This is a genomic window from Achromobacter mucicolens, assembly GCF_029866465.1.
GTDB lineage: Bacteria > Pseudomonadota > Gammaproteobacteria > Burkholderiales > Burkholderiaceae_B > Achromobacter > Achromobacter mucicolens.
Map to the genome: position 1 here is coordinate 1,841,472 of NZ_CP123364.1, position 25,749 is coordinate 1,867,220.

The 25,749-nt window shown below is 64.5% G+C and carries 21 protein-coding genes, 1 tRNA gene and 1 pseudogene; 20 read left to right on the top strand and 3 right to left on the bottom strand.

Annotation, left to right across the window (positions count from 1 at the left end):
* The first annotated feature begins 9 nt into the window (after window positions 1-9).
* From hflC to QEP15_RS25985, 19 genes and pseudogenes are all read left to right on the top strand, one after another.
* Window positions 10-912 (top strand): protease modulator HflC, encoded by a 903-nt coding sequence (gene hflC / locus QEP15_RS08395; RefSeq protein WP_056315716.1) that lies wholly within the window; start codon window positions 10-12, stop codon window positions 910-912.
* 265 nt (window positions 913-1,177) lie between these two features.
* The gene (locus QEP15_RS08400; RefSeq protein ID WP_062842025.1) at window positions 1,178-2,335 is read left to right on the top strand and encodes an ATP phosphoribosyltransferase regulatory subunit; all 1,158 of its coding nucleotides are present in this window, start codon (window positions 1,178-1,180) and stop codon (window positions 2,333-2,335) included.
* 76 nt (window positions 2,336-2,411) lie between these two features.
* On the top strand, window positions 2,412-3,707 hold the full coding sequence (locus QEP15_RS08405; RefSeq protein ID WP_056315722.1) for an adenylosuccinate synthase: 1,296 nt from the start codon (window positions 2,412-2,414) through the stop codon (window positions 3,705-3,707).
* An 81-nt stretch (window positions 3,708-3,788) separates the two neighbouring features.
* Window positions 3,789-4,331, top strand: a complete 543-nt coding sequence (locus QEP15_RS08410) for a phosphoribosyltransferase (RefSeq protein WP_056315724.1) — start codon at window positions 3,789-3,791, stop codon at window positions 4,329-4,331.
* Window positions 4,332-4,670: 339 nt separating this feature from the next.
* A complete protein-coding gene (rpsU, locus tag QEP15_RS08415) occupies window positions 4,671-4,883 on the top strand; it encodes a 30S ribosomal protein S21 (protein WP_006218592.1) in 213 nt (70 codons plus the stop codon).
* Window positions 4,884-4,902: 19 nt separating this feature from the next.
* Window positions 4,903-6,978, top strand: a complete 2,076-nt coding sequence (gene dnaG / locus QEP15_RS08420) for a DNA primase (protein ID WP_152383925.1) — start codon at window positions 4,903-4,905, stop codon at window positions 6,976-6,978.
* 743 nt (window positions 6,979-7,721) lie between these two features.
* Complete coding sequence (gene rpoD, locus QEP15_RS08425; protein WP_056315728.1) at window positions 7,722-9,989, top strand: RNA polymerase sigma factor RpoD; 2,268 nt, start codon at window positions 7,722-7,724, stop codon at window positions 9,987-9,989.
* Window positions 9,990-9,996: 7 nt separating this feature from the next.
* Window positions 9,997-10,075 (top strand) — tRNA-Ile (locus tag QEP15_RS08430).
* Window positions 10,076-10,339: 264 nt separating this feature from the next.
* The gene (locus tag QEP15_RS08435) at window positions 10,340-12,925 is read left to right on the top strand and encodes an autotransporter family protein (protein ID WP_280148651.1); all 2,586 of its coding nucleotides are present in this window, start codon (window positions 10,340-10,342) and stop codon (window positions 12,923-12,925) included.
* 385 nt (window positions 12,926-13,310) lie between these two features.
* A complete protein-coding gene (locus QEP15_RS08440; protein ID WP_056315734.1) occupies window positions 13,311-13,577 on the top strand; it encodes a hypothetical protein in 267 nt (88 codons plus the stop codon).
* A gap of 14 nt (window positions 13,578-13,591) precedes the next feature.
* Window positions 13,592-14,992 carry a pilus assembly protein TadG-related protein gene (locus QEP15_RS08445; protein WP_152383927.1) on the top strand — a complete coding sequence of 467 codons (1,401 nt, stop codon included), beginning with the start codon at window positions 13,592-13,594 and terminating at the stop codon, window positions 14,990-14,992.
* A complete protein-coding gene (locus tag QEP15_RS08450) occupies window positions 14,992-15,606 on the top strand; it encodes a TadE/TadG family type IV pilus assembly protein (RefSeq protein ID WP_152385452.1) in 615 nt (204 codons plus the stop codon). The genes QEP15_RS08445 and QEP15_RS08450 overlap by 1 nt, the downstream gene beginning before the upstream one ends.
* Window positions 15,603-16,373 (top strand): hypothetical protein, encoded by a 771-nt coding sequence (locus QEP15_RS08455; RefSeq protein WP_227741201.1) that lies wholly within the window; start codon window positions 15,603-15,605, stop codon window positions 16,371-16,373. The genes QEP15_RS08450 and QEP15_RS08455 overlap by 4 nt, the downstream gene beginning before the upstream one ends.
* On the top strand, window positions 16,370-17,173 hold the full coding sequence (gene cpaB, locus QEP15_RS08460) for a Flp pilus assembly protein CpaB (RefSeq protein WP_152383928.1): 804 nt from the start codon (window positions 16,370-16,372) through the stop codon (window positions 17,171-17,173). The genes QEP15_RS08455 and cpaB overlap by 4 nt, the downstream gene beginning before the upstream one ends.
* On the top strand, window positions 17,170-18,549 hold the full coding sequence (locus QEP15_RS08465; protein ID WP_175157107.1) for a type II and III secretion system protein family protein: 1,380 nt from the start codon (window positions 17,170-17,172) through the stop codon (window positions 18,547-18,549). The genes cpaB and QEP15_RS08465 overlap by 4 nt, the downstream gene beginning before the upstream one ends.
* The gene (locus tag QEP15_RS08470; protein ID WP_152383930.1) at window positions 18,536-20,239 is read left to right on the top strand and encodes a TadA family conjugal transfer-associated ATPase; all 1,704 of its coding nucleotides are present in this window, start codon (window positions 18,536-18,538) and stop codon (window positions 20,237-20,239) included. The genes QEP15_RS08465 and QEP15_RS08470 overlap by 14 nt, the downstream gene beginning before the upstream one ends.
* Complete coding sequence (locus QEP15_RS08475) at window positions 20,236-21,081, top strand: type II secretion system F family protein (RefSeq protein ID WP_280148652.1); 846 nt, start codon at window positions 20,236-20,238, stop codon at window positions 21,079-21,081. The genes QEP15_RS08470 and QEP15_RS08475 overlap by 4 nt, the downstream gene beginning before the upstream one ends.
* Before the next feature lie 12 nt (window positions 21,082-21,093).
* Complete coding sequence (locus QEP15_RS08480; protein ID WP_280148653.1) at window positions 21,094-21,966, top strand: type II secretion system F family protein; 873 nt, start codon at window positions 21,094-21,096, stop codon at window positions 21,964-21,966.
* Window positions 21,967-22,079: 113 nt separating this feature from the next.
* Window positions 22,080-22,196, top strand: a pseudogene (locus QEP15_RS25985) (DUF192 domain-containing protein); the annotation flags it as partial.
* Window positions 22,197-22,202: 6 nt separating this feature from the next.
* Here QEP15_RS25985 and QEP15_RS08485 read toward each other — a convergent pair.
* Both QEP15_RS08485 and QEP15_RS08490 read right to left on the bottom strand, forming a co-directional pair.
* A complete protein-coding gene (locus tag QEP15_RS08485; protein ID WP_280148654.1) occupies window positions 22,203-23,006 on the bottom strand; it encodes a BPSS1780 family membrane protein in 804 nt (267 codons plus the stop codon).
* A 64-nt stretch (window positions 23,007-23,070) separates the two neighbouring features.
* The gene (locus QEP15_RS08490) at window positions 23,071-24,039 is read right to left on the bottom strand and encodes a homoserine kinase (RefSeq protein WP_217617813.1); all 969 of its coding nucleotides are present in this window, start codon (window positions 24,037-24,039) and stop codon (window positions 23,071-23,073) included.
* A 218-nt stretch (window positions 24,040-24,257) separates the two neighbouring features.
* Between QEP15_RS08490 and dusA the strand changes: the two genes are divergently transcribed.
* Window positions 24,258-25,238, top strand: a complete 981-nt coding sequence (gene dusA / locus QEP15_RS08495; protein ID WP_280148895.1) for a tRNA dihydrouridine(20/20a) synthase DusA — start codon at window positions 24,258-24,260, stop codon at window positions 25,236-25,238.
* Between the two features lie 34 nt (window positions 25,239-25,272).
* Here dusA and QEP15_RS08500 read toward each other — a convergent pair whose 3' ends face one another.
* On the bottom strand, window positions 25,273-25,731 hold the full coding sequence (locus QEP15_RS08500; protein WP_056315762.1) for a CBS domain-containing protein: 459 nt from the start codon (window positions 25,729-25,731) through the stop codon (window positions 25,273-25,275).
* Between the last annotated feature and the right edge of the window lie 18 nt (window positions 25,732-25,749).

Sequence of the window (25,749 nt, forward strand, 5' to 3'; positions counted from 1 at the left end):
GTCCTGAACATGAATCGTCTTATGCCCATCCTGGTCGGCCTGCTCATCGTGCTGGCCCTCCTTTCCTCCAGCGTTTTCGTGGTCCGCGAGCGCGACTATGCCCTGGTGTTCTCGCTAGGTGAGGTCCGCCGCGTCATCAGTGAACCTGGCCTGTACTTCAAGGTTCCGCCGCCTTTCCAGAATGTCGTCACGCTCGACAAGCGCATTCTGACCATCGAGACCAACGAAGCCGAGCGCATCCAGACTTCCGAAAAGAAGAACCTGCTGATCGACTCGTACGTCAAGTGGCGCATTGCGGATCCCCGTCTGTTCTACGTGACGTTCGGCGGCAACGAGCGTGCGGCGCAAGAGCGTCTGCAAGCCCAGATCCGCGACGCCCTGAACGCATCGGTCAACGTGCGTACGGTGCGCGACGTGGTCTCGACCGAACGCGACAAGATCATGACGGAAATCCTGGACAACGTCGCCAAGCGCGCCGAGCCGCTGGGCGTGCAGATCGTTGACGTGCGTCTGCGCCGCATCGAGTTCGCGCCGGAAATTTCCGAGTCGGTGTACCGCCGCATGGAAGCCGAGCGTACTCGCGTGGCGAACGAACTGCGCTCGATCGGCGCCGCCGAAGGCGAGAAGATCCGCGCCGAGGCCGACCGCCAGCGCGAGGTCATCGTGGCTCAGGCGTACGCCAAGGCCCAGGGCATCATGGGTGAGGGCGACGCCGCTGCGGCAGCCATCTACGCCCAGGCTTATGGCAAGAATCCGGACTTCTATACGTACTACAAGAGCCTGGAAGCCTATCGCGCCTCGTTCTCCAAGCCGGGCGACGTGCTGGTGGTGGACCCCAGCTCCAGCTTCTTCCAGTTCATGAAGGATCCGGCAGGCGCCGCGCTGGCTCCGGTCACGGTGCCGGCCAAGTAACCGGCAGCAGCCGGCACGAACGAAAAAGCCCCTCGGGTACCCGAGGGGCTTTTCTGCTTCTGGCGGGATGCTCCCTTACGGGTATCGGGGACGCCGCGGGCACTGGACATGCCCGTCCCCCGGGTGGCGCTTGCCGCTGAACCATGTACAATACCGCGTAAGCTATAAAACATTCCGCAGCGGCTGAGCGGGCTTACGCCCCTCAGCCGCTTTTCGTTTGGGCGACGCCCACGCATCACTTGGCGTTATTCAGGTAAACACATTCATGGGTAACTGGCTGCTGCCCGAAAGCCTCGCCGACGTACTTCCGGCAGAGGCCCGGCGCATCGAGGAACTGCGCCGCGAACTTCTCGATCTTTACCGTACATACGGGTTCGAGCTGGTCGCGCCGCCCCTGGTCGAGTACATCGATTCATTGCTGTCGGGCACCGGCAGCGATCTGGATCTGCGCACCTGCAAGCTGATTGACCAGCTTTCGGGCCGCACGCTGGGCGTGCGCGCGGACATGACTCCCCAGGTCACGCGCATTGACGCGCACTTGCTCAACCGCGCGGGCGTCACCCGCCTGTGCTATTGCGGCAATGTGCTGCATGCCCGTCCCTCGGACTTGCTGTCCAGCCGCGAGTTGCTGCAGATCGGCGCCGAAATCTACGGCCATGCCGGATTCGAAGCCGATCTGGAAATCATCCAGCTGGTGCTGGAAACCGTTGCCATCGCCGGCGTTCGCAATCCGCGCCTGGATCTGAATCACCCCGGTGTGCTGCGCGCGATCCTGAAGTCGGATCCGGCGGCTGCCGAGCTGGCGCAGGATGCGATCCGGCTGATGCGCGACAAGGATGTGCCCGGACTGGGCGAGCTGGCGGCGCGCGCGCCCGGCATCCGTCCGGAAACGCTGAAGGCGCTGCAATTGCTGCCCACGCTGTACGGTGGTCAGGACGTGCTGAAGATCGCCCGCCGTGACCTGCCGGCGCTGCCGGGTATCGCCGAGGCGCTCGACGCCCTTCAGGCAGTGGTCGACGCCATGCCCAACGTGTCTTTCAGTGTCGATCTGGCCGACGTCGGTGGTTACGCTTACCACTCGGGCGTCAAGTTTGCGCTGTACGCTGAAGGCTGGCACGACGCGTTGGTCAGCGGTGGCCGCTACGATGACGTCAGCCACGCGTTTGGCCGGTCGCGTCCGGCCACGGGCTTCAGTCTTGATTTACGCAAGCTGGCGGCGGGTCTGCCGCCGGCGGAAAGGGCGCGAGCGGTTCGCGCGCCCTGGGGGCAGGCCCCCGCTCTGACCGAGGCGGTTCGCCGCTTGCGCCGGTCAGGGGAAATCGTCGTTCAGGTATTGCCCGGTCACGAGCAGGATCAGGACGAATTCGTTTGCGATCGCGAGCTGGCGCTGCAGGATGGCGTCTGGACGGTCAAAACGCTGTGACTAACTCCCTCTCGGAAACGAGAGGGCCGCGGGGAGATTTCCGGATTTCCCGAGAAACTCGAAATTGATTCGTATCATGAGCAAGAACGTAGTCGTAATCGGCACCCAATGGGGTGACGAGGGCAAGGGCAAGATCGTCGACTGGCTGGCGGAATCCGTCCAGGGCGTGGTCCGCTTCCAAGGCGGTCACAATGCCGGCCATACGCTGTGGATCAACGGCAAGAAGACGATTCTTCGCCTGATCCCGTCGGGCATCATGCACCCCGGTGTCACCTGCTTCATCGGCAATGGCGTCGTGCTGTCCCCGGAAGCCCTGCTCAAGGAAATCGAAGAGCTTGAGGCCGCCGGCCTGGACGTGCGTTCGCGCCTGCAGATCTCCGAGATCTGCCCGCTGATCCTGCCGTACCACGTCGCCATCGACAAGGCGCGCGAAGCGCGCAAGGGCGAGGGCAAGATCGGCACGACGGGCCGTGGCATCGGCCCGGCCTACGAAGACAAGGTCGCCCGCCGCGCCCTGCGCGTGCAAGACCTCTTCAATCCGGCGCTCTTTGACGAAAAGCTCGCCGAAGTGCTGGATTACCACAACTTCGTGCTGACCCAGTACCTGGGCGCCGAAGCGGTCTCGGCCAACGAAGTGCGCGATCAGGCCATGGCCTTGGCGCCGGCCATCGCCCCGATGGTCAAGGACGTCTCCAGCAACCTGTACGCCATGCAGCAGGAAGGCAAGCGCCTCCTGTTCGAAGGCGCGCAAGGCGCGCTGCTGGACGTCGATCACGGCACTTATCCCTTCGTCACCAGCAGCAACTGCGTTGCGGGCGCGGCCTCGGCAGGCGCCGGCGTCGGCCCCCAGCAACTGGATTACGTGCTGGGCATCACCAAGGCGTACACCACGCGCGTTGGCTCGGGCCCGTTCCCCACGGAACTGGTCGACGAGATCGGCACCCGTCTGGCCACCATCGGCAAGGAATTCGGTTCGGTCACGGGCCGTCCGCGCCGTTGCGGCTGGTTCGACGGCGCCGCGCTGAAGCGCTCGGTCCGCCTGAACGGCATTTCCGGCCTGTGCATCACCAAGCTGGACGTGCTGGACGGTCTGGAAACCATCCAGTTGGGCGTCGGCTACCGCGTCAACGGTGAATTCCGCGACGTGCTGCCCTACGGCGCGCACGCCGTTGCGCAAGCGCAACCGGTGCTCGAAGAGCTGCCCGGCTGGAGCGAATCCACCGTCGGCATCACCGAATACGCCAAGCTGCCCGCCGCCGCGCGCCGTTATCTGGAGCGTGTCGCCGAAGTCTGCGGCGTGCCGATCGACCTGGTGTCCACCGGTCCGGACCGCAACGAGACCATTGTTTTGCGTCATCCCCTGAAGGGCTGACATCGGGTTATTATTCCCAAGGCCGCCGCCGGTCATACCGGCGGCGGCCTTTTCGTATTTTTGTGCAGGAGATGCTTGCCTATGAGCACGCCGACCAGTGACGATAGCCACCTGTGGGTAACGTGGGACGATTACAACCGCTTGATCGAGCGCCTTACTTTGCAGGTGCACCAGTCGGGCTGGAAGTTTGACAAGATTCTTTGCCTGGCGCGCGGCGGTATGCGCGTGGGTGACGTCATGTCGCGTATTTTTGATGTGCCGCTGGGCATTCTTGCCACCAGCAGCTATCGCGAGGCGGCTGGCACCAAGCAAGGCGACATGGACATCGCTCAGTTCATCACCATCACCCGCGGCACGCTGTCTGGCCGGGTGTTGCTGGTGGACGACATGGTCGATACCGGCAAGACCTTCAATAAGGTCTTCGATCACCTGAAGAGCCAGTTCGCTGATATCACCGAATTGCGCAGCGCCGTGCTGTGGTGGAAGGGGCATTCCCTGGCAACGCCCGACTATTACGTCGAGAAGCTGCCCACGAATCCCTGGATTCACCAGCCTTTCGAAGACTACGACAGCTTGCGTCCCCATCAATTGGAAGCCTGGATCCGCAAGGGTTCCCAGAGCTGATAGCAGGCAGGAAAAGGGCGGGGCCCAGGGCGCGGACTGTCCCTGGCAGTAGTCAAACCGTCCTTGACCATGCTAGAATCGCTGGTTATCGCTAAACCGAACTTGGCTTGTTACTCTTTGGGTAGTCTTTGGGTAACGGAAACAGCCAGCTCAAACCCGGGTGAACGCATGCCCGGGTTGCGCTTTGAAGGTTCACAGTTCGCGGTACTTGCCTATTGGCGGTTTGCAGGTCTTATCGCCAGAGGCCGTCTTCGCGTACCTGGGGCCGCGCAGCGTTGCTGGAAAAGCAAGCCAGGTTTGTCATCAACTTTGTTACCCTACAAGCAGGCCAATTACTTTATGCCTATCGTTCGACTGAAGGAAAACGAACCGTTTGAAGCCGCTCTGCGCCGCTTCAAGCGCACCATCGAAAAGACCGGTTTGCTCACCGAACTGCGCTCGCGCGAGTTCTATGAGAAGCCCACCGCCGAGCGCAAGCGCAAGCATGCCGCCGCCGTGAAGCGCCACTACAAGCGCATCCGTAGCCAACAACTGCCCCCGCGCCTGTATTGATTTCTGATTCCCGAATCTATTGATTCCAGAATCATTCATCCAGGATTTGCTCGCCCGAGTCGACGTCGTCGACGTTGTCGGGCGATATGTGCAGTTGCGAAAGGGTGGGGCCAACTTGCTTGGCCTGTGCCCCTTTCATAACGAAAAAAGCCCTTCGTTCACTGTCAGCCCCACCAAGCAGTTCTATCACTGCTTCGGTTGTGGAGCGCATGGCAGCGCCATCACCTTCCTGATGGAACATACGGGCGCCAGTTTCCCCGACGCCGTGCGTACGCTCGCGGCGTCGGCGGGAATGACGGTCCCCGAAGAAAACCGCAGTCCCCGCCAGCAGCAGGAGTCCGCGCGCCGCAAGGCCGAGGAATCCCGGCACACCCAGGTGCTGGACGCTGCCCAAGCCCATTACCTGAAACTGTTGCGCGCTTCGCCCGCCGCCGTCCGCTATTTGAAGCAGCGCGGCCTGACTGGCGAGATCGCCGCGCATTTTGGCCTGGGCTGGTCAGGCACGGACCGGCACGGTCTGTCCCAGGTGTTTCCGAACTACGAGGACCCCACGTTGGTGGAGTCCGGCCTCGTCATCGAATCCGAGGACGGGCGGCGCTACGATCGCTTTCGCGAACGGGTGATGTTTCCGATCCGCAATGCGCGGGGAAGCCTCATCGGGTTTGGCGGCCGGATCATCGGCAAAGGCGAACCCAAGTACCTGAACTCCCCTGAAACTCCGCTGTTTTCGAAGGGGCAGGAGCTCTACGGGTTGTGGGAGGCACGCCAGGCCATCCGTCAGGAAGGCCAGGTGATTGTCGTCGAGGGCTACATGGACGTGGTCGGCTTGGCGCAGCAGGGCATTGCCAATGCCGTTGCCACGCTCGGCACCGCCACCACGCCGGATCACGTCAAGAAGCTCTTGCGCGCCAGCGACAAGGTCATCTTCAGCTTCGATGGCGACAAGGCCGGCCGGCGCGCCGCCTGGCGTGCGCTGCAGGCCTGTCTGCCGGTGCTTCGGGATGACATCGCGATCCGGTTCCTCTTCCTGCCGGCGGAGCATGATCCCGATTCGTATGTGCGCGAATTGGGCGCCGAAGCGTTCCGCGCGTGTCTGGGCGACGCCGTGGCGCTGTCGCGCTTCTTGTTGGACGAATTGGCGTCGCGTCACAACATGACCGAGGCCGAAGGGCGCGCCAGTTGTCTGCACGAGGCCAAGCCGCTGCTGGCAACGATCCCCGAATGCGCGTTGCGCGTGCAGATCGAACGGGAAATGGCCAAGCTGGTGCAATTGACGCCCGAGGAAATGGCGCAGGTTCTGGCGCAACAGCCTGCCAAGCCATTTGCGCCGGCCGCGCGGCCCGCGTCGGGCGGTGCCGAGTCCGGTATGGCACCGGGCGGCGAGCCGAGCCACGACGGCGGTCCGCCGGACATGGGCTACGACTACGGCAACCACGACTTCCACGACATTCCCGCCGACGAGTCCGACGATTACGGCCAGTACGCCTCGCATGGCGAAGCGTCTGGTGGCGGATCTGCGGGCTGGCAGCCAGGCGCCAAGCAGGAATGGAAGGGCAAGAGCGATTGGAAAGGCAAGAGCGACTGGAAGGGCAAGGGTGATTGGAAGGGCGGCAAGGGCAACTGGAAAGGCCGGCGCGACAACGATGTTGGCGGCTTCGAGGGGCGCCGCACCATGCCGTCGCTGGCCAAGCGGCTCTTGAGCCTGCTGCTCGCGCATCCCGAGCTGGTCGACTCCATGGGCGATCAGCAGCTTGAAGTCATCGACCATGGCCCCCATCTGGGATTGGTACGAGACCTGATCATGCTGGCGCAATCCAGCGGCGCGCGCCATGTCGGCGCCTTGCTGGAGGCTGCGGAGCCGGACTCGGACCTTGCAACCGTATTGAAGGGGCTGCGGGCGGACATCCTGGCGCAGGAAGACCTGCCCGACCCGCAGACGGAATGGGACGATGCGTTGCGGCGGATCGAGTTCGATTCGGCGAAAAATGAAATGGCCAAGCTGGCGGCTTCCGGACTGGCTTCGGAAGAGGCTCGCAAGCGGTATCTTGAGCTCTCCCGCCGCATGACCGTGCTGAAAGGTGCCGGAATACGCTAAATACGCTAAAATCAAAGGTTTTCCGCTCATGCGGGGGCCTGTGAGGCCAGCGCAGGGCTGGCGCAGTTCGGCCAAGCGCGGATGCCGCCATTGCCAGCTGTGCCCGACTGTTGCATGATCGCTGGAAATTCAAGGTCGATTGGTGGCGGATTGTTCGCCAGATCGATGCAGCAAGAGCAGGAACGTGACACGAAGTCCGGCAACTGGAATCTATTCCGGAAGGCGGAATCTAATGATTTATGTACCAATTTGACGAGAGCGGCCTGAAGCTCGGGCATCCCGGTTATTGAGCCCAGGCGGCATCGCTAACCACTAAAAAAGGTTAGAAACGGGACGCGTGCGTCAAAATTGTTACATCGTTAATTAATATAGCTGAGCGGTGGATCAAAAGCAGTTCAGCGGCGGTAACTCCGCGTGGCGTGAGTGGTTTGGGAGCTGTGTATACGTAGCTGCTTGGGGCAATGGCCCGATAAGCGAGCAAAGCCTATTTATAGGCAGGCAGCCCCCCCAACGTCCGGAACCCGCCGTTGAATGAGGTCATGCACGTCGGGCGTCAGAACGGTCAAGAACCGGAGACGTCGCCAGACGGGCTCGCAAGAGCCGGTGCTGCGAACAACGCAGCCGCGTGATCTTCGCCGATCCACCAGATTTACCCGTATTCCATGCCGCACCGGATCCGTATCCGGCGCGGCGTTATGCGGTGCAACAAGCCCGAACGGGTTGCGACGACCACGGAAGCGACTATGACCAAATCCACCGGCAAATCCTCCTCTGCAATTGATGCGGCCGAAACCAAGGCTGTGGCGGCCAAACGCGCCGTCAGCATGGCCGCGGAAAAAGCGCCCGCCAAGACGGCGGTGAAGGTCGCCAAGCCCGCCGCCAAGACGGCCGCCAAAAAGGCGGCCAAAACGGCAGTTGCCGCGGACAAGCCCGAAAAGGTGACGAAGGCCCGCGCCAAGAAAGCCGAAGACAAACTGGCCGATCTGGTCGGCAGCGCGCGTCCCGCGCCGAGCGGCCGCCGTCCGGGCCGCCCCGCCAAGAACGCCAACAACGACTCCGACGGTTTCGACGATCCGATGGACGGCGAAGGCGAAGTCCTGCCCGATCTGAAGCCGCCCAAGCGCGGCGGCAAGCGCGGCAAGGCCGATCCCAAGGACCTGATCGCCCGTGGCCCCGTCACGCCGGAAGAATACGAAGCGCGCCGCAATCGCCTGAAGCAGCTGATCAAGCTGGGCAAGGACCGCGGTTACCTGACGTACGGCGAAATCAACGACCATCTGCCCGACGACCTGGTCGATGCCGAAGCCATCGACGGCATCATCAGCACGTTCAGCGATATGGGTATCGCGGTCTATGACCAGGCCCCCGACGCCGAAACCCTGCTGATGAGCGAGAACGCGCCGGTTGCGTCCAACGACGACGACGTCGAAGACGAAGCCGAAGCTGCGCTCACCACCGTGGACTCCGATTTCGGCCGCACCACCGACCCGGTCCGCATGTACATGCGCGAAATGGGCTCGGTCGAGCTGCTGACCCGCGAAGGCGAAATCGAGATCGCCAAGCGTATCGAAGACGGCCTGAAGCACATGGTCATGGCCATCTCGGCCTGCCCGACCACCATCAACGAAATCCTGGCCCACATCACGCGCGTGCGTGAGGGACAGGCGCAGATCGACGAAGTCGTCGACGGCCTGGTCGATCCGGAAGACGGCGAAGAATACGCCGGCGCCGGCGTCACCGCCGATGAAGACGAAAGCGACGACGGCCCCGCCGGCGGCATGTCCAGCAAGCAGCTGGAAGACCTGCGCGTCAAGGCGCTGGCCAAGTTCGACGAAGTGGGCAAGCAGTTCGACAAGATGCGCCTGTCGTACGAGAAGGACGGCTACAAGTCGGACATATACGTGCGCGCCCAGGAATCGATCCAGAACGAACTGATGGGCATCCGCTTCACCGCCAAGATGGTGGAAAAGCTGGCCGACACGCTGCGCAACCAGGTTGAAGAAGTGCGTCAGCTCGAGCGCGCTGTTCTGCACACGTGTGTGGACCGTGCCGGCATGCCGCGCCTGCACTTCATCAAGGTGTTCCCCGGCAACGAAACCAACCTGCAGTGGGTCGTCGACGAAGTGGCCGCCGGCCATCCGTACGCCGAAACGCTGGAGCGCCAGATTCCCGCCGTGCAGGAACTGCAGCAAAAGCTGATCGACCTGCAAACGCGCGTCGTGCTGCCGCTGAAGGACCTGAAGGACGTCAACAAGCGCATGGCCACCGGCGAAGCCAAGGCTCGCAAGGCCAAGCGCGAAATGACCGAGGCCAACCTGCGTCTGGTGATCTCGATCGCCAAGAAGTACACGAACCGTGGCCTGCAGTTCCTCGACCTCATCCAGGAAGGCAACATCGGCCTGATGAAGGCCGTGGACAAGTTCGAATACCGCCGCGGCTACAAGTTCTCGACCTACGCAACGTGGTGGATCCGTCAGGCCATCACGCGTTCCATCGCCGACCAGGCGCGCACCATCCGTATTCCGGTTCACATGATCGAAACGATCAACAAGATGAACCGCATCAGCCGCCAGATCCTGCAGGAAACCGGCGCCGAGCCGGATCCCGCGACCCTGGCGCAAAAGATGGACATGCCCGAGGACAAGATCCGCAAGATCCTGAAGATCGCCAAGGAACCGATCTCCATGGAAACGCCCATCGGTGACGACGACGACTCGCACCTGGGCGATTTCATCGAAGACACGTCCACGCTGGCGCCTTCGGATGCGGCGCTGCATGGTTCGATGCGCGACGTCGTCAAGGAAGTGCTAGACTCTCTCACCCCGCGTGAAGCCAAGGTCCTGCGCATGCGTTTCGGCATCGAAATGAGCACCGACCAGACCCTGGAAGAAGTGGGCAAGCAATTCGACGTCACGCGCGAGCGCATCCGCCAAATAGAGGCTAAAGCGCTGCGCAAGCTGCGTCACCCCAGCCGGGCCGACAAGCTGAAGAGCTTCCTGGAAGGGCAGTAAATTTCCTGGGCCTCTAGCTCATGCCTGGTTAGAGCAGCGGACTCATAATCCGTTGGTGCCGAGTTCGACTCTCGGGGGGCCTACCAAAGAAATCCTGACACTCAGGTACCGCAGCCGCCAGCAATGGCGGCTGTTTTCATTTCTGGGTCACGGTTGGACGTGAGGCTGCGCGGGCCGTGCCGCGGTGCCATTCCTGATTGGTAACCCCGCGTAACACTTCCTTATCCAAAAGGACTATTCCCCAATAATCCTCGAAACCGCTCGTGACTGTGGGCGATGAGGGGAGGGCCCATCCGCCCCGTCTGATGTTTGGCATGTGCTGATACCGAAGCTCGATCGGAGGAAGTTTCATGAAAAACAACGCTCTGCCCGCCGGCATACTGTCTCGTTCGTCGCTGCTCCCCCTTCTGGCATTTCCTTGGGTATCGGTCGCTCAGATCACAATCGAGAGTGGGCAGACGGTAACGGTTCCGGGAACTCAGGCTTCTCCCTGGAACATGAACAGCCCCCTCTTGGTTGGAAATACGGGACCCGGTACGCTGAACGTGTTGAGTGGCGGTCTGGTGAATAGCCCGGATGCTTACCTGGGAGGTGTTTTCGGCGGTGCCGGGGTGGTGTCGGTGACCGGACCAAACGCGCGATGGGAAGTGTCCGCCAACAGCTTGAGTACGCTGAATGTTGGCTGGAGTGCAGCAGGGACGCTAACGGTTGCCGGTAGCGGTGTGGTCCAGAGTCAGCGCGGCGTTCTCGGGGAATTCGACGATGGCGTCGGCGTTGTGACCGTCACTGGCGCGGGCTCGCAATGGATAAACAATCAGCTGCTTTTCATCGGGATGTCGGGTGAAGGGAGTTTGAACATTGCGGACGGCGGCTATGTCTCGACGGGCTCAAGCGCCATTGGCGTATTTGGCGGCAAAGGAGCGGTGACGGTTCGCGGGGCCAATTCTCAATGGCTGTCCGGCTCGCCCATTCAGATTGGCTCATTCGGAAGTGGCAGTTTGACGATCTCGGAAGGCGGGAAGGTCATTGCTCCCGGCGCGTTGATAGGCCCAACAACTTCCGGGATCGGCAAGCTTGTCATCGGCAGCGATGCGGGCGCTGCGCCGGTCGCGCCTGGCACGCTGGAAACCTCGCGTGTTTCATTTGGCGCGGGCGACAGCCGCGTGATTTTCAATCACACGTCTTCCGGTTATGTGTTCGACGGGACGATCAACAACGGTGCCAACAATGCAGCAGGCTCCAATACCGGATTGGTCGGGGGCGGGCGGCTGGCGGCGATGGCGGGTCGCACCATCCTGAATGCGGACCACGGGGACTTCTCGGGCGCCGCGCAAATAGGCGGTGCGGGCATTCTGCAGGTCAATCGCGACCTGTCGGGCGCGGCGATGCAGATTCTCTCTGGCGGCACGTTGGAAGGGCGCGGACGGGTGGGCAGTGTCGTCAATGCAGGCACCGTATCGCCCGGGGCCTCGCTGGGCACGCTGACCATCAGCGGGAACTACGCGGGCAGCAGCGGTTCGCTGTTGCAGCTGGAGACGGTGCTTGGCAATGACGCGTCGCCTACCGACAAACTGGTTGTGACGGGCAATGTCGCGGGCAGTACGGCCGTCAAGGTCACCAATCTGAATGGCAGCGGGGCGCAGACGGTAAATGGCATTCGCGTCATTGAGGTCGGCGGCGCGTCGCCTGCGGGCGCGTTCAACCTTCGGGGCGATTATCGGGCCGAAAACGGTCGGCAAGCCGTGATTGCCGGCGCGTATGCGTACACGCTGCAACACGGCGGCAGCAATACGCCCACGGACGGTCACTGGTATCTCGTATCCGAATTCAAGGGCCCGGAGACCGCTCCCGAACCGGAGCCAGGGCCGGGTCCTGATCCAGAGCCCGAACCCGAACCCGAACCCGAACCCGGGCCGGGCGCGCCGGTGGAGGAAATTCCCGGAAGTCCCGAAGAGGGGCCACGCTATCAGCCGGGCATACCGCTTTATGAGCAGTATCCCCAGGTGCTCGCTTCCCTCAATACGTTGCCGACGTTGCAGCAACGCGTCGGAAACCGGTTCTGGCGGACGGACGGTCAGCCCGCGGCCGAGGACAAATTCGGGGGGTGGGCTCGCATCCAAGGCGCCACCAGTTCCACGCGCCCGGCTCAGTCGGCGACGAAGTCGAGCCGGGATATCGATCTGTGGAAGCTGCAAACGGGCATTGACGTCGTCGCAAACCGCCAGCCCGATGGCTCGATGCTGGTAGCTGGCGTCAATCTTTCTCATGGCAACGCGTCGGCCGATATTGCGTCTCCGTATGGCCGGGGCAAGATCGACACGACTGGCACGGGTGTGGGCGCCAGCCTGACGTGGTACGGCGCCAGCGGGTTCTACGTGGACGGACAATTGCAGGCCATGTGGTTCGACAGCGACATCTCGTCGCGCACGATCGGGCGCGATGAGGTGAAGGGAAACAATGGAAACGGCGTCGCCATCTCGGTGGAGACAGGCTATCGCCATGACATCGGCACGGGCTTTTCGCTGACGCCGCAGGCGCAGTTGATACGCTCTCGAGTCGACTTCGACAGCTTTACGGACCCGTTCGGCGCCAAGGTGCGGCTTGACGATGGCGACAGTCTGATCGGACGTCTGGGCGTGTCGCTCGATTACGAACCTGAACGCTCCGTTGCGCAAGGGGCGGCCGGGCAAACGCATGTGTACGCCATCGCCAATCTGTACAACGAGTTCATGAATGGCACGAACGTCAACGTGGCGGGCGTGTCTTTTCGAAGCCGGGACGAGCGGCTGTGGGCCGAACTTGGCGTTGGCGGGACCTACCAATGGAACAAAGGGCGCTACGGCGTTTATGGAAACCTGAGCGTGGCCGGCGCAACCAACAACATGAGCGACAACCACGCCGTGGGCGGCATGATCGGCTTTCGCGTGCAGTGGTAGGGGCCAGCTTAGATCGCAACGTCGTGTTGGAACCGTGACCGGCAGGGAAACGAGCACCCGCGACCAGGAACGCACCTACTAGGAAAGCGTCTCCAAATGGAAGAGCGCCCCAGCTCAAGATGAGTCTGAGGCGCTCCTGCCCGGCTTCGCACGCGATGGGTGTCAGACAGCCCGGCAACTCCAATCTACTGCTCGGACTTCAGCCCGGCAATAGGGGAAACCCTTGTCAAAAAAGGGGTGGGAACGTCATTGGCGCAGGACCTTCGAGGCATGCACATGCGTCAAGGGGGCGTGCGCGGATTTGTCCGTCTCGGCATCCACGAATTGTCCGCCCGCCGCCCGCTGGCGACACTGGCCTCCACGTTCAATGCACGGGAGAGCAGATATGTGGGGGCATCGAAAGCGCCAACTGGGACAGGGGATGACTGAGTACATCGTTGTCGTCGCGCTGGTCGCCGTGGCGGCGATCGCGGTTTATCAGTACTTCGGACAGGTCGTGCGTTCGCAGACGGCAGCCATGGCTCGCGAGCTTGCCGGCGAAGACGGCAGCACGCAATCCAAAGCGGCGCAGCAGGCGGCCCAAAAGGCGGCGGCCCAGACCAAGGCGCGGTCGCTCAAGTCATTTACCGGCAACGCCGAGATCGCGAATTGAACGCGCCGCCATCCATGTTCGACGATCAACAACGGGGCCAAGCCCTGGTCCTGGGTTTGATGGTCGCGGCCGTCGGCGTGGCGTCGCTCGTCGTCCTGTACAACGTTGGCCAGACCGTCGAAGCGCGCAGCCGCCTGACCCACGCCGCGGATGCGGCGGCCTATAGCGGTGCGCTCATGCAGGCGCGCGCGCTCAATGCCATCGCCTACGTGAATCGCAGCCAGATCGCGCATCAGGTTGCGATGGCGCATCTGGTGACGCTAGGGGCGTCGGCGCAATACCTCGATGCGTTGCAATCGCAGCGTCGGCGCGGCAATCCGCCAGCCGGCCTGATCGCGATGCTATTCGGGCCGGCTGCCGGGGCGTCCTACCAAGGGGCGCAGGCCCCTACGGACGCCGAAAGCCGTCTGGCGCGCGCGTTCGCGCAGCATGATCGCGTCGTGCATCAGGTGCTGGAAGCCGCGGCGCGAGCGATCACCGGCGATTTCATCATGTCTCGGGATCGTGTCATGCGCGAGGTGCTGGCTGCCAACTATCCCGAGTTTGGCAAGACTGGCCAGGACGCTGCATCCAGGGCTTCGCCGCTGGATCTGCGTGTGTTGACGGACGGCTGGCCGGGTTTCACGGAGCGCCAAGCCGCAACACGCAAGGCCGGCCTGCGGCCGGCTATTGAAAGCGCTGTGGCCCGCTATGGTTTCCTGGACCGCCGCAACACGACGCTACGCAACCCTTGGGTGGTCAGCACCCGGTGCCCGTGGCTTCGGCACGAACTCCGGCGGCGCGGCTCGACCTGGCTTGGGCCGGATGGCCATTGGGGCGCGTTGGACACGCAGTCCTACCATGCCCTGCGCTCGAACCGCTGGATTGGCTGCCACTTCCGCGAATACGCGATGGGGTGGGGCACCGTCCAGGGCAATAAAAGCCGTGCGCCCGACGACGTGGAATTCGTCGAAGATCCACCCGCAGACTTTTCGCAGGAAGACTTCTGGCGATGGGTGGAACACGCCACGGCCTGGAACATCTTTGACGGAGCCAACAACCCCATGGCGAACTCCTACGCAATGGCTGGGGTGCGCCGTTGGCCCGGCGGCGGCTTGCCCGCCTACCGGGAAGTTGCGTCCAAGCGTCTTGCCGAGCCCTTGCGTTTCGCCGTGGCGGTTGGCCTGCAATCGTCCGTCGTCAAAACCACGGATGCCAGCAGCGCTGTGTCGGCGCCGATCGGTCAGTTCCGATATGCCGCACTGGGCCGAACGGGCGCCATCACCGTCAGTACGGCTGCCGAGACCTACTTTTCCCGGCCGGAGCGGCGCGCCGACGGGCGCCTGGAGCTCGCCACGCTTTTCCGGCCCTATTGGCAGGCTCGCCTTTCCGCAGTCACGCCGCAAGAGGAAGCATTGGCCAGGAGGCTGCCGTGATGCAACGCGGATCAAACGAACAAGGACAGGCGGTGGTCGAGGCGCTATTGATGTTGCCGTTTTTGACCGTGTTGCTGTGGGCGGTCTCGGATATCGGCGCAATGCAGTTTTCGGCACAGCGCACGACCCAGGTTAGTCGTCAGGCCGCCATGGCGGCGGCGTTGGGACAGCCGGTCGCGACGCTTCGCGCGCCGGCGCGGATGGACGTGGAAGGCAGCGCCCAACGCTGGCCAGGATCTTCCGTTGCGGGGGGCAGCGTGTTGCAGGATGAATGGTTTGGCGCGGCAATGCGTCTGCTGTCCGTGCAAGTGCGTTCGCTGCCGCCTCCGGGCAATGTCATGTTTGGACTGCCAGTCTCGCGTCACCTCAGCGTGGCAGACGGCGCGGGCTATGCGCATGGCGACGCGGATGCGCAACGCCGTATTGGGGCATCGCCAACGGGCTGGTTGCAAGCGAGCCGCACCTCGCAGGCTGAGGCGGTAAGGATGCAGCGTCCTGTCAGCCAGGCAGAGGCGCCGTGGGGGCGGCCGGCGCTGTCGCGGGATTGGCTTTCCGCGTGGGGGGATGTGCTGCCAGGCGATCGGCTTGGCGGGCGTTCGGAGGGCGGAAAATGAACCCTGTCCGAAAAGTGTGCGAAGGGCCGGGCATGCGAATCCGTCCTGCCTTGCTTGCAGTCGGCATCGGGCTGTGCGGTGCGTTGATGCTGTTGCCCGAACGCGCGGGCGCATCAGGCGGCGTGTCCAGCCTGGAGGGGCTGCGGCTCCCAGAAGGCGCCTTGCGAGAACGCATGGCGGATTGGTTGTGGCTGCACGGCATGCCCGCGCAAGTGTGGGTGTTCGATGCGCCCCAGAGCCCATCGGCCCTGGCCAGAACGCTGGCCGCGCAGCAACCTGCGTTGGCGGATCTGCACGTGCTGCCGGGGCAACTCATCCTGTCCGGCCGCGTCGGCGATGAGCGTTGGGTGGCCCAATTGGAAAACGCGGGCGCGGATCGTACCGTCGGCAGCCTCTCGGCGATTTCTGTGCGTGCGGCTCCCTCCGTGCATCTGCCGGGGTGGCTGCCAAAGGGCGCGCGCGTCAGGTCGGACGTTGCCGTGATGGAATCCGGCGTCAAGGTTTCCGACCGGATCTGGCAGTACGCATTGCCGCCTCAAAAGCTGGCTGAACTGCTTGATGCCGCGTTGCGGCGGACGGGATGGCGGCCGCAGGGCGACCCGGATAGTGAGGGGGCCGCGATGGCGGCGTCAGCGGCCACCGCGGGGCGAGGCGCGCCCTCCGCAGGCGCAGGCCAATGGTGGGCACGAGAACGGGAGCGGATGAAGCTATGGCTGGTGCCTGTGGAAGGCGGCAGCGGGCTGCGAGCCCTTGGGTGGGCGCCATGAAGCCCTGGATCATTCGCGGCGCCGAGCGGTTGCGCCGTACCGGCGTGTATGGATTGGCGGTGCTGGCGGGCCTGGTCGCCGCATGGGCCGTGCGCGAGCATGTCCAGCAGCGCGTGCAGGCGCTGGAAGCCGAGGCGCAGACGCCGCTGGTCAGCCGTCTTGTGGCGGCCTATGACTTGCCGGCCGGCACATTGCTCGAAGAGGTGCATCTGGCCGTGCGCAAGATCCCTCAGCCCTGGGCGCCTGGCGCCAGCGTCGACCCGATGGAACTGGGCAGCGTGCTGGGCGCAACGCTACTTGCCGATCTGGCGCTTGGAGACCCCTTGCTGAGAAGCTTCATGACTTACGACCCGCCGCAGCCTTCGCTGGCCGCGCGGCTTGAAGCGGGGCAGCGCGCGTTCACGGTCAACGCGGCGGACCTTGGCGGTCTTGCAGACATGCTCAAAGGCGGCGATGCCATCGATATCTACGTGACGTTCAATCATCGCCAACGCGAACTCACCGTCCCGGTGCTGCAGAGCATGCGAGTCCTGACCGCCATGAGCGACGACGGCGCGGGCAACATCACCCTGGCCGCGACGCCTGACCAAGCCATGCGGTTCATTGCCGCGCGGCAGGCTGGGGTGCTGACCGCAATGCTGCGTCATCGCGACGACGCCGCGTCCGTAAACCCCGTTGCACAAAGCGATCTGGCTTCCCTCATGGGACTGGACGCCGAACCCAAGCCCGTGCCCGGTGTCGCCATCGTTTACGGTGATCGCCTGGATGCACTGGCAGGCTTTGACGCGGAGCGGCCATGAACCGAATTCAAAGCTTGCTCGCCATCGTGCTGTGCCTGTGCAGCCTGCCTGCATGGTCCAACACCCAGACGCTGGAACTGCAAGTCGGCGAGACGCGTGTGTTGCCGCACCCCGGCGTGCGGCGCGTCGCGATCGGCAATAGTCAGGTAGCCAGCGCCGTGGCGGCGGAAGGGCGCGAGGTCGTGGTGTTTGCGCGAGCCGAAGGCGTGTCGTCCGTGCATGTGTGGGCAGGACGCGATCGCGTGGCAGCCTACGAATTGCGAGTGGTCCCTGCCGGCACGCCACAACTGCGCGAGGAGGTCCAGAGCCTGCTCTCCCGGATCCCGGGGGCGCGCAGCTCGAACGTGGGCGGCCGCATCCTCATCGAAGGCGATGACCTGTCCGACGATGATCGCGCGCGCATTGCGGCGCTGGTTGACCGGTATCCGGACGTCGTGGATTTCACGGGTCAGGTCGGATGGGACCGCATGGTGCTGCTGGACGTGCAGGTGGTCGAGATTCCCACATCGCGGCTGCAGGAGTTCGGCGTGCGCTGGGATGGCATGACGCAGGGTGGCCTCAATGCGGGTCTCGCGTGGGATGGCGGATCGCGCAGCCGCATGACACGCCCTGGCGAGCAGATCATCGAGACGGCCGCACCGGTCGCGTCGGCCGCGGGCTACTTCGGCGTCAATGCGCTGCTTTCGGCGCGTATTGCCGCGCTGGCGCAAACGGGTGAAGCCGTAATGCTTGCGCAACCGCAGCTGCTGGCGCGCAGCGGCGCCAGTGCGACGTTTCTCGCGGGCGGGGAAGTGCCCTATGCCTCCACGGATGCACGGGGCAATCCCACCACGCTGTTCAAGCCCTACGGCGTGTCGCTGAACATCACGCCGCGGATCGACCGAAATGGGGTCATCCGGTCCTTGATCGAGGTGGAGGCCAGTTCGGTCGACACGTCGCTAAGCCTTCCCGGCGGCCCGGCGCTGCGCACGCGCCGCGCATCCACCGAGTTCAACGTGCGGTCGGGCAACACGCTCGTCATCGGCGGGTTTCTTTCGCGTGAGCAGGGCACCGACGTCAGCGGTCTGCCGGGGCTGCGCAACATTCCTATCCTGGGCGCGTTGTTTTCCTCGACCCGTTATCAACGCCGCGAGACCGAACTGGCGATCTTCGTAACACCCAAGATCGTGTCGCAAGCAGAGCCCGCCATGGCCGATCGCATACGCCGCGGACGCGAGACGCTGCAGGCGGCGTTTCCCGATCCTCCCCTCCTCGGGACGGCGGTTCCGTCGGACGCGATCGGTTGGGATCCCTACTCGGGCGCGGGGTCCCAGTGGGGACAGACATCTGCCGAGGCCGATTCACCTTTTCCGGAGGGGCGCAATGCTCAACATTGAGCTGACCATCGAACTGACCTTCGAGGACGCCGCGCAGCAGCAGCTCACGCTGCGCGCGCCGGTACTTATCGGAAGGGGCGTTCAGTGCGGATTGCGGATTCCCACCTGGAGAGTCGGGCGTCAGCACGCCCGGCTTCTGTGCGAAGCGGATCAAATCGTCCTGGAAGACCTGGGCACGCTGGCAGGCACGATGGTGAATGGGGTGCGGATCGTGCGGCATGCGCCGGTACAGCCCCAAGACGAGATCCTGATCGGGCCTTGCAGGCTGCGCGTGTCGAGGCGGAAAGCCGAGGCCGCCTCGTCTCTTGACGGTGCGGATGCGGTGCCATCAGACCCGGTTCAACCGGAAATCCCGTCGATGGGCGATGACCGGGGCATTGCGCCGCCAGTTGTTCCGCCCTGCGCCCCGCATCGGCTGCACGACCGTCGACGTCTTCACGCGGCCCTGCTGAGCGCGCTGGACCTGAGACGGCGCGACGTGGCGGGGATGAGCGACGGGATGCTTCGTGCCGAAGCCGAGCGCCTTCTGGTCCAGATCGTTGCCACGGACGCCGAACTTCCGCCCCATGCGGACAAGGCGGCGCTGTGCCGCGAGGTGCTCGATGAGGCGGTTGGGCTCGGGCCGTTGGAACCCTTGCTTGCGGCCCCCGACATCACGGAAATCATGGTCAACCGCTACGACGAAATCTATGTCGAGCGTGCGGGGCGCCTGTGGCGGGAGCAGGCCGCATTCACCAGCGAACAGTCGGTGCGCTGGGTGATCGAACGCATCGTCACGCCCTTGGGGCGCCGCATCGACGAAAGCTCGCCGATGGTGGATGCGCGGCTGCCCGATGGCTCGCGGGTCCACGCCATCATTCCGCCGGTGGCGATGAAGGGCGCCAGCCTGACCATACGCAAGTTTCCGCAGCGTCGGCCGCAGATGCCCGATCTGATTGCGCTGGGCGCGCTGAGCGACGCGATGTCGCAGTTTCTGGCTTTGTGCGTACGGATGCGCAAGAACCTGGTCGTTTCCGGGGGGACGGGGGCGGGCAAGACCACGCTGCTGAACATCCTGTCGAACGAGATTCCGGACGGCGAGCGCGTGGTCACGATCGAAGACGCTGCGGAATTGCGGCTCAACCATGCGCATCTCGTTGCGCTGGAGGCCCGGCCGGCCAATCAGGAAGGCAGAGGCCGAATCGACATCCGCGAACTGGTGCGCAACGCGCTGCGCATGCGGCCTGACCGCATCGTCGTGGGCGAATGCCGCGGCGCCGAGGCGTTCGACATGCTGACGGCCATGAACACTGGCCACGAAGGTTCCCTGACGACGCTGCATGCCAACTCTCCGCGCGACGCGTTGGCCCGGCTGGAGTCCATGATTCTCATGGCAGGGCTTGACCTGCCGCTGTCCGCGGTCCGCGAGCACATTGCCGCCAGCGTGGACGTGGTCGTGCAGCAGGCTCGACTGGCGGACGGCCGCCGCGTGGTCACGTCGATCGTCGAAGTGGCGGGCATGGAAAGCGGCCGCATCCAATTGCAGGACTTGTTCGGGTTTGACCGCAGCCACGGATTTCGGGGATGCGGCGCGCTGCCCAGCTTTGCGCGCGATTGGGCCGATAAGGGCGTGAGCCTGGACGCCACCTGGTTTTCGGACTTGGCGGGCCAGGCGCCGGGCGTTGCGTCCTTTGCGCAGGGCTTGCCATGATCTGGCTTGCGGCGGCGGCCGCGATGCTGTGCGCGGGGTTGCTGGCGTGGCGCGCTCAGAACTGGTTTGCGCCCGCGCTGCGGCGATACCGCGAGGTCTACACGCAGGATGCGGGCGTGCGGTTGAGCGAGGTGTTCCTCTTCATCGACCCGCGCCAACTGTGGGCGGGCGCCATCATCTGCGGGGTGGCCGCCGCGGCGGCCGCGTTCTCGGCCACCGGAAGCGCGTTGCTCGCGGCCTTGTTCGCGCTGGCGGCCTCGCGCCTGCCGCGGTCGGTCGTTGACGGACTGCGGCGGCGGCGTGCACGGCGCTTTGAAACGCAATTACCGATGGCGCTGTTGATGCTGGCGTCCGCGCTGCGGGCTGGCGTGGCTATGACGACCGGCCTGCGCCACGTGGTGGAACAGAGCAGCGCGCCGCTGGCGCAGGAGTTTGGTCTGATGCTGCGCGAACAGCGGCTTGGCGTGCCATGGGAGGTTGCGCTTGGCAACCTGCAGGCCAGGATGCCGGCCGATTCGACCTCGCTGGTGGTGGCTGCCATGCGCATCGCGGCAACAACCGGCGGCAACCTGGCCGAGGCCCTTGAGAGCATCGCGCAGACACTGCGGGCTCGCCTGCAGTTGCAAACGAAGCTGCTGGCGCTGACCTCGCAGGGGCGGCTGCAAGCCTGGATCGTGGGCGCGCTGCCCTTGCTGCTGCTGGCGGTGCTGGACCGGCTGGAGCCCGACATCATGAGTCTGTTGTGGCATACGCCGATGGGATGGGGTGTTCTGGTCATCGTGGCGGTGCTGGAGACGGCGGGCGTGCTGCTGATCCGGCGGATCATGCGGATCGATATCTGAAAAGGGGGCGGGATGTGGCTTTATGTGGGCATGGTGGCGACGGCAGCGGGAACGGCCTGGCTTGCGTGGGTGCTGTTGTGTCCGTTGCTGCGGCAGGAACGGAACGCCGAGCGTGCGATGCCGTGGTGGTGGCGCGCCGCATGGCCGTGGATCGTGGCGGTGGCGCCGTTGGCGGGTCCCCTTTGCGCCTGGCGCTGGCGGCTGCGGCTGAACCGGGCAATAGCGCGGGCGGCCTTGCCGCCAGGAGTCGGATATGCGCACATCGCGGCGTTGTGCGGTAGCGCGGCCGCCGTTGCCGGTGGCGTGGCCGGCGCCGTGGCGGTGGCGCTTGCTGCACCCGGCTCCGCGTCGTGGGTGCTCTGGACGGCTGCGGCGGCGCTGGCCGCCGGGGTGGCGCCGGCGGCGTGGTTGAAAGGCCTGGGCACGCAGCGGCGCCGCGCCATCGAACGGGACTTGCCCTTCGTGTTCGACATGATGACGTTGTGCGTCGAGGCCGGACTGAGCGTGCAGGGCGCGCTGCATTTGGCGGCGCAGAGCGGGCCGCCTGGCGTGCTGCGCGACGCGCTGGCGGATGCGCTGGCCGAGATGCGCGCCGGCGTTTCCCGAACCGCGGCGATCAAGACCTTGGCCGAGCGCAGCAACAGCCCGTTGGCGCGCAATTGGGCGGCGGCCCTTGCGCAGGCCGAGGCACTGGGAGCGAGCCTGGGGCCGGTCTTGCGCGCGCAGGCGGCGCAGTGCCGTAGCGACCGCCATACGCGGGCCGAGCAACTGGCGATGCAGGCGCCGGTGAAGATGTTGCTGCCGTTGATCGGCTGCATTTTCCCTTGCACGTTCATCGTGCTGGCGTTTCCCATCGCGATGCAGTTGCTTCAGAGCGTGCAATGAGCGGCCCCGTGCGATTGCGCCAGGGGCGCCTGCGGCTGTTGACGGTAACGGGGTGGTGGGGGCGGATGCGCGGGTTGCTGGGGCGGGCCCCGCCCGGGCCGCGCACAGGGGTGATGCTGATTCCCTGTGCCGCGGTGCATACCTTCGGCATGCGTTATGCCATCGACGTGGCGTTCATCGGCCGGGACGGCCGGGTTGTGCGATTGCGCCGGGCGCTTGCGCCGTGGCGGGTGGCGTTATGCCTGCGCGCCGTTGCCGTTGTCGAGATGCGTGCTGGAACTATTGATGCCGAACACGGAGGTGTAGGCCGGATAGAAGCTGCAGTAAAGCACGCCACCGGCGGCAATGTTGAACGGAATCTGCAGCGTGCCGGCCATCTGCGGCGACAAGCCGACGGCGACCAGCAGCCCGGCGCACAGGTCGATGAACAGAAAGACCATGATCCAGCAGACCCCGTAGACCAGGAACGGCAGCTTGTTGCGCCAGCAGGCAATGCCGGAGAAGAACAGGGCCTGGGTCAGGCGCAGGCCGTGCCAGGCGACCAGCACGGGTGCATGCCAGAACAGCGCCGCGATCACCACGTAGCAGATCGCAAACAGCATCAGCGGCAGCGCCATGGCTGACAGGATCGGTTCCATGCTTTTTTCGACGGAGGCGATGCGCATGCCTTCCATCATGGCGTCGGAGAAGGGCAGGAAGATGACCAGGCCCATCACCAGGCAAAGGCCGGCATACAGCACGCCCATCAGGAAGAGCTTGCGGAATACGCCCGGCTGCTTCAGCGGCTTGCCCCACATGGAGGGCAGCATGATGCGATCGGCCTCGACATGTTTGCACGCGGACAATGTCATCAGCGTGATGATGGGCATCAGGGCCACGACGAGCATCGGGCCGACTGGCGGCGTGGCCGACGCAAAGACGACGATCAGGCTGATGGCCATGGCCCAGGTGAACATGGCCAGGGGCTGCTTGCGGAACAGGCGGAATCCGTCGCGGACCCAAAGCCAGCCGGACGTCGCGGGTAGAAATGCTGCTTGCATGGCTCTCTGAAGGGGGAGATCTTTCAAAAAGGGGGCGCTATTCCCATTATGGGGGGCGTAGCGATTACGGCAAGACGGGCTGTTCCGAGCGGTGGCGCGCTTGCAACACTCTTTCGAAGTGGCGCGGGTCGTGCGGCTTGAGCGTCTGCGCGGGGCGGGGCAGGAAGAAGTCATACAGCCTGGACAGCCAGAAGCGCAAGGCTGCCGCCCTGAGCATCTGGGGCCAGACTTCGCGCTCGGCGTCGGTGAAGGGGCGAACCGAGGCGTAGGCGGCCAGCCAGGCCTGCACCAGCTCCGGGATGAATTCGCCGGTGTCGCGCTCGATGCACCAGTCGTTGACGCTGACTGCCACGTCGAACAGCCAGGTGTCGCAGCCCGCGAAGTAGAAGTCGATGATGCCGCCCATGAGCGGATTCTCGAACGTGCCTGCAAACAGGACGTTGTCGCGGAACAGGTCGCAGTGGGCCGGTCCGCTTTGCAGGGCCTGCCAGGCGGGCGTCTTGACGGCGGCCTGCTGCGCGGCCAGTTCCGAGGTCAGCAGCTCGGCCTGGGCCGGGCTGAGAAAGGGCATGACCTTCGGCGCCGTTTCCAGCCACCAGGAAAGCCCGCGCAGGTTGGGCTGGTGGATCGGGAAGTCCTGCGCCGCGACGTGGGCGCGGGCGAGCGTGGCGCCAGCGAGCGCGCAGTGGGCGGGCCCCGGGGCGGGCTCGTAGCCGCCCGGCAGGCGCGACACGATGGCGCAAGGCTTGCCGTGCAGGGTGGTCAGCCGGGTGCCGTCGCGCAGGGTCTGCGGCTGCGGCACCGGGATGCCGCGTTCCGCCAGGTGATACATCAGTTCAATGTAGAAGGGCAGTTGGGCGTGCGTCAGCACTTCGAACAGCGTCAGCACATATTCGCCACGCGTCGTGTGCAGGAAATAATTGGTGTTCTCGATACCCGCCGTAATGCCTCGAAGCGAGACAAACTCGCCCAGATCGAAATGCGCCAGCAGGGCGCGCGCGTCGTCATCGGATACGGGGGTGAATACGGCCATGGATCTTCGGTATGAGGGTTGAACGGACGCGCGCACGGGCGTGTAGGGTTGCGGCGCCGCAATTTTAGACCACATGGCGGGCGGCCTTCGGCAGCGATTCGGCCGCGGGTGCCCGGGGCCGGCGGGCACAATGTCGCCAAGCACCGTAAAATACCGCATCCCCTTGTTTTGTAGAGTGATTCTTGGACTCCCCCGACTGGCGGCTCTGCGTCGCCCCGATGATCGACGTCACCGACCGCCATTGCCGGTACTTTCACCGGCTGCTGGCGCCCCGTGCCCGCCTGTACACCGAAATGATCACCACCGGTGCGCTGCTGCATGGCAATGTGGCCCGCCACCTGGACTTTGACGAAGCCGAACATCCGGTCGCCTTGCAGCTTGGCGGCAGCGAGCCCGATGCGTTGGCGCATGCGGCCAAGCTTGGCAAGCAGTGGGGCTATGACGAAATCAACCTGAATTGCGGCTGCCCGTCCGAGCGCGTGCAGAAGGGCGCGTTTGGCGCCTGCCTGATGGCCGAGCCGGCGCTGGTGGCCGACTGCATGAAGGCCATGCAGGACGCCGTGGATATTCCAGTCACGGTCAAGCACCGCCTCGGGCTGGACTACGACGAATCCTACGAGTTCGTGCGCGACTTTGTCGGCAAGGTCTACGACACGGGTTGCCGCGTGTTCATTGCGCATGCGCGCAACGCGGTGCTCAAGGGCTTGTCGCCCAAGGACAACCGCGAGATTCCGCCGCTGCGCTACGACGTGGTCGCGCAATTGAAGCGTGATTTTCCAGATTGCACGTTCGTGCTCAATGGCGGACTGGCCGATGCCGGGCAGTCGGTACAGGCGGCCGAAGCCTTTGACGGCGTGATGCTGGGCCGCGCCGCCTGGCATACGCCGCGCGTGTTGTCCGAGGTTTCCATGCAGTTGTGGCCGTCGGTGCGGCTGCCCAGCGATGCGCAGGTGGTGGACGCCATGACGGAATACGCCGCGCGGCAGGTGGCCAAGGGCGTGCCATTGCGGATGATGACGCGTCCGATGCTGGGGCTGGTGAACGGGCAGTCGGGCGCAAGGCGCTGGCGGCGGATGCTGTCGGATCCGGCCCTGCTGGCCGCGAATAATCCGGAACTGATTTATGACGCGTGGCGCAGCCAGCGTCATGCGCCGGGCGCGCGCGACGCCACGCGCGAGGCCGCGCCCGCCGGGATGTAGATCTGCAGCCGGCGCCGCAAGGGCGCCGGCTGGTTCAGGACTGGGCCGGTTCCGCGCTTTCCGCGGGCCAATCGCGGATGTAGGCCTTCAGCATGTTGTTTTCGAATTGCTGGGCCGCCACGATGGCCTGCGCCATGTCGTAGAACGAAATGACGCCCATCAGGGTGGGGCCGTCCATGACGGGGATATAGCGGGCGTGTTTTTCCAGCATCAGGCGCTGGACTTCGTCGGCGCTGGTGTTGGGCGAAACGCTGACCGGCGCGTCGTCCATGATGGATCTGATGGTGGTATCGCCGGCGCCGCCATGCGCGTGCATGTGGCGAATGATCTCGCGGAACGTGAGCATCCCGGTCAACGTGCCGAATTCCATGATGACCAGGGAGCCGATATCCTGCTCGCTCATGGTTTGCACGGCCTGGGCCACGGGCATGTCCGGCGACGCCGTGTAGAGCGTATCGCCCTTGACGCGCAAAATCTCACTGACCTTCAACATCGGTATCTCCTGGGGGCG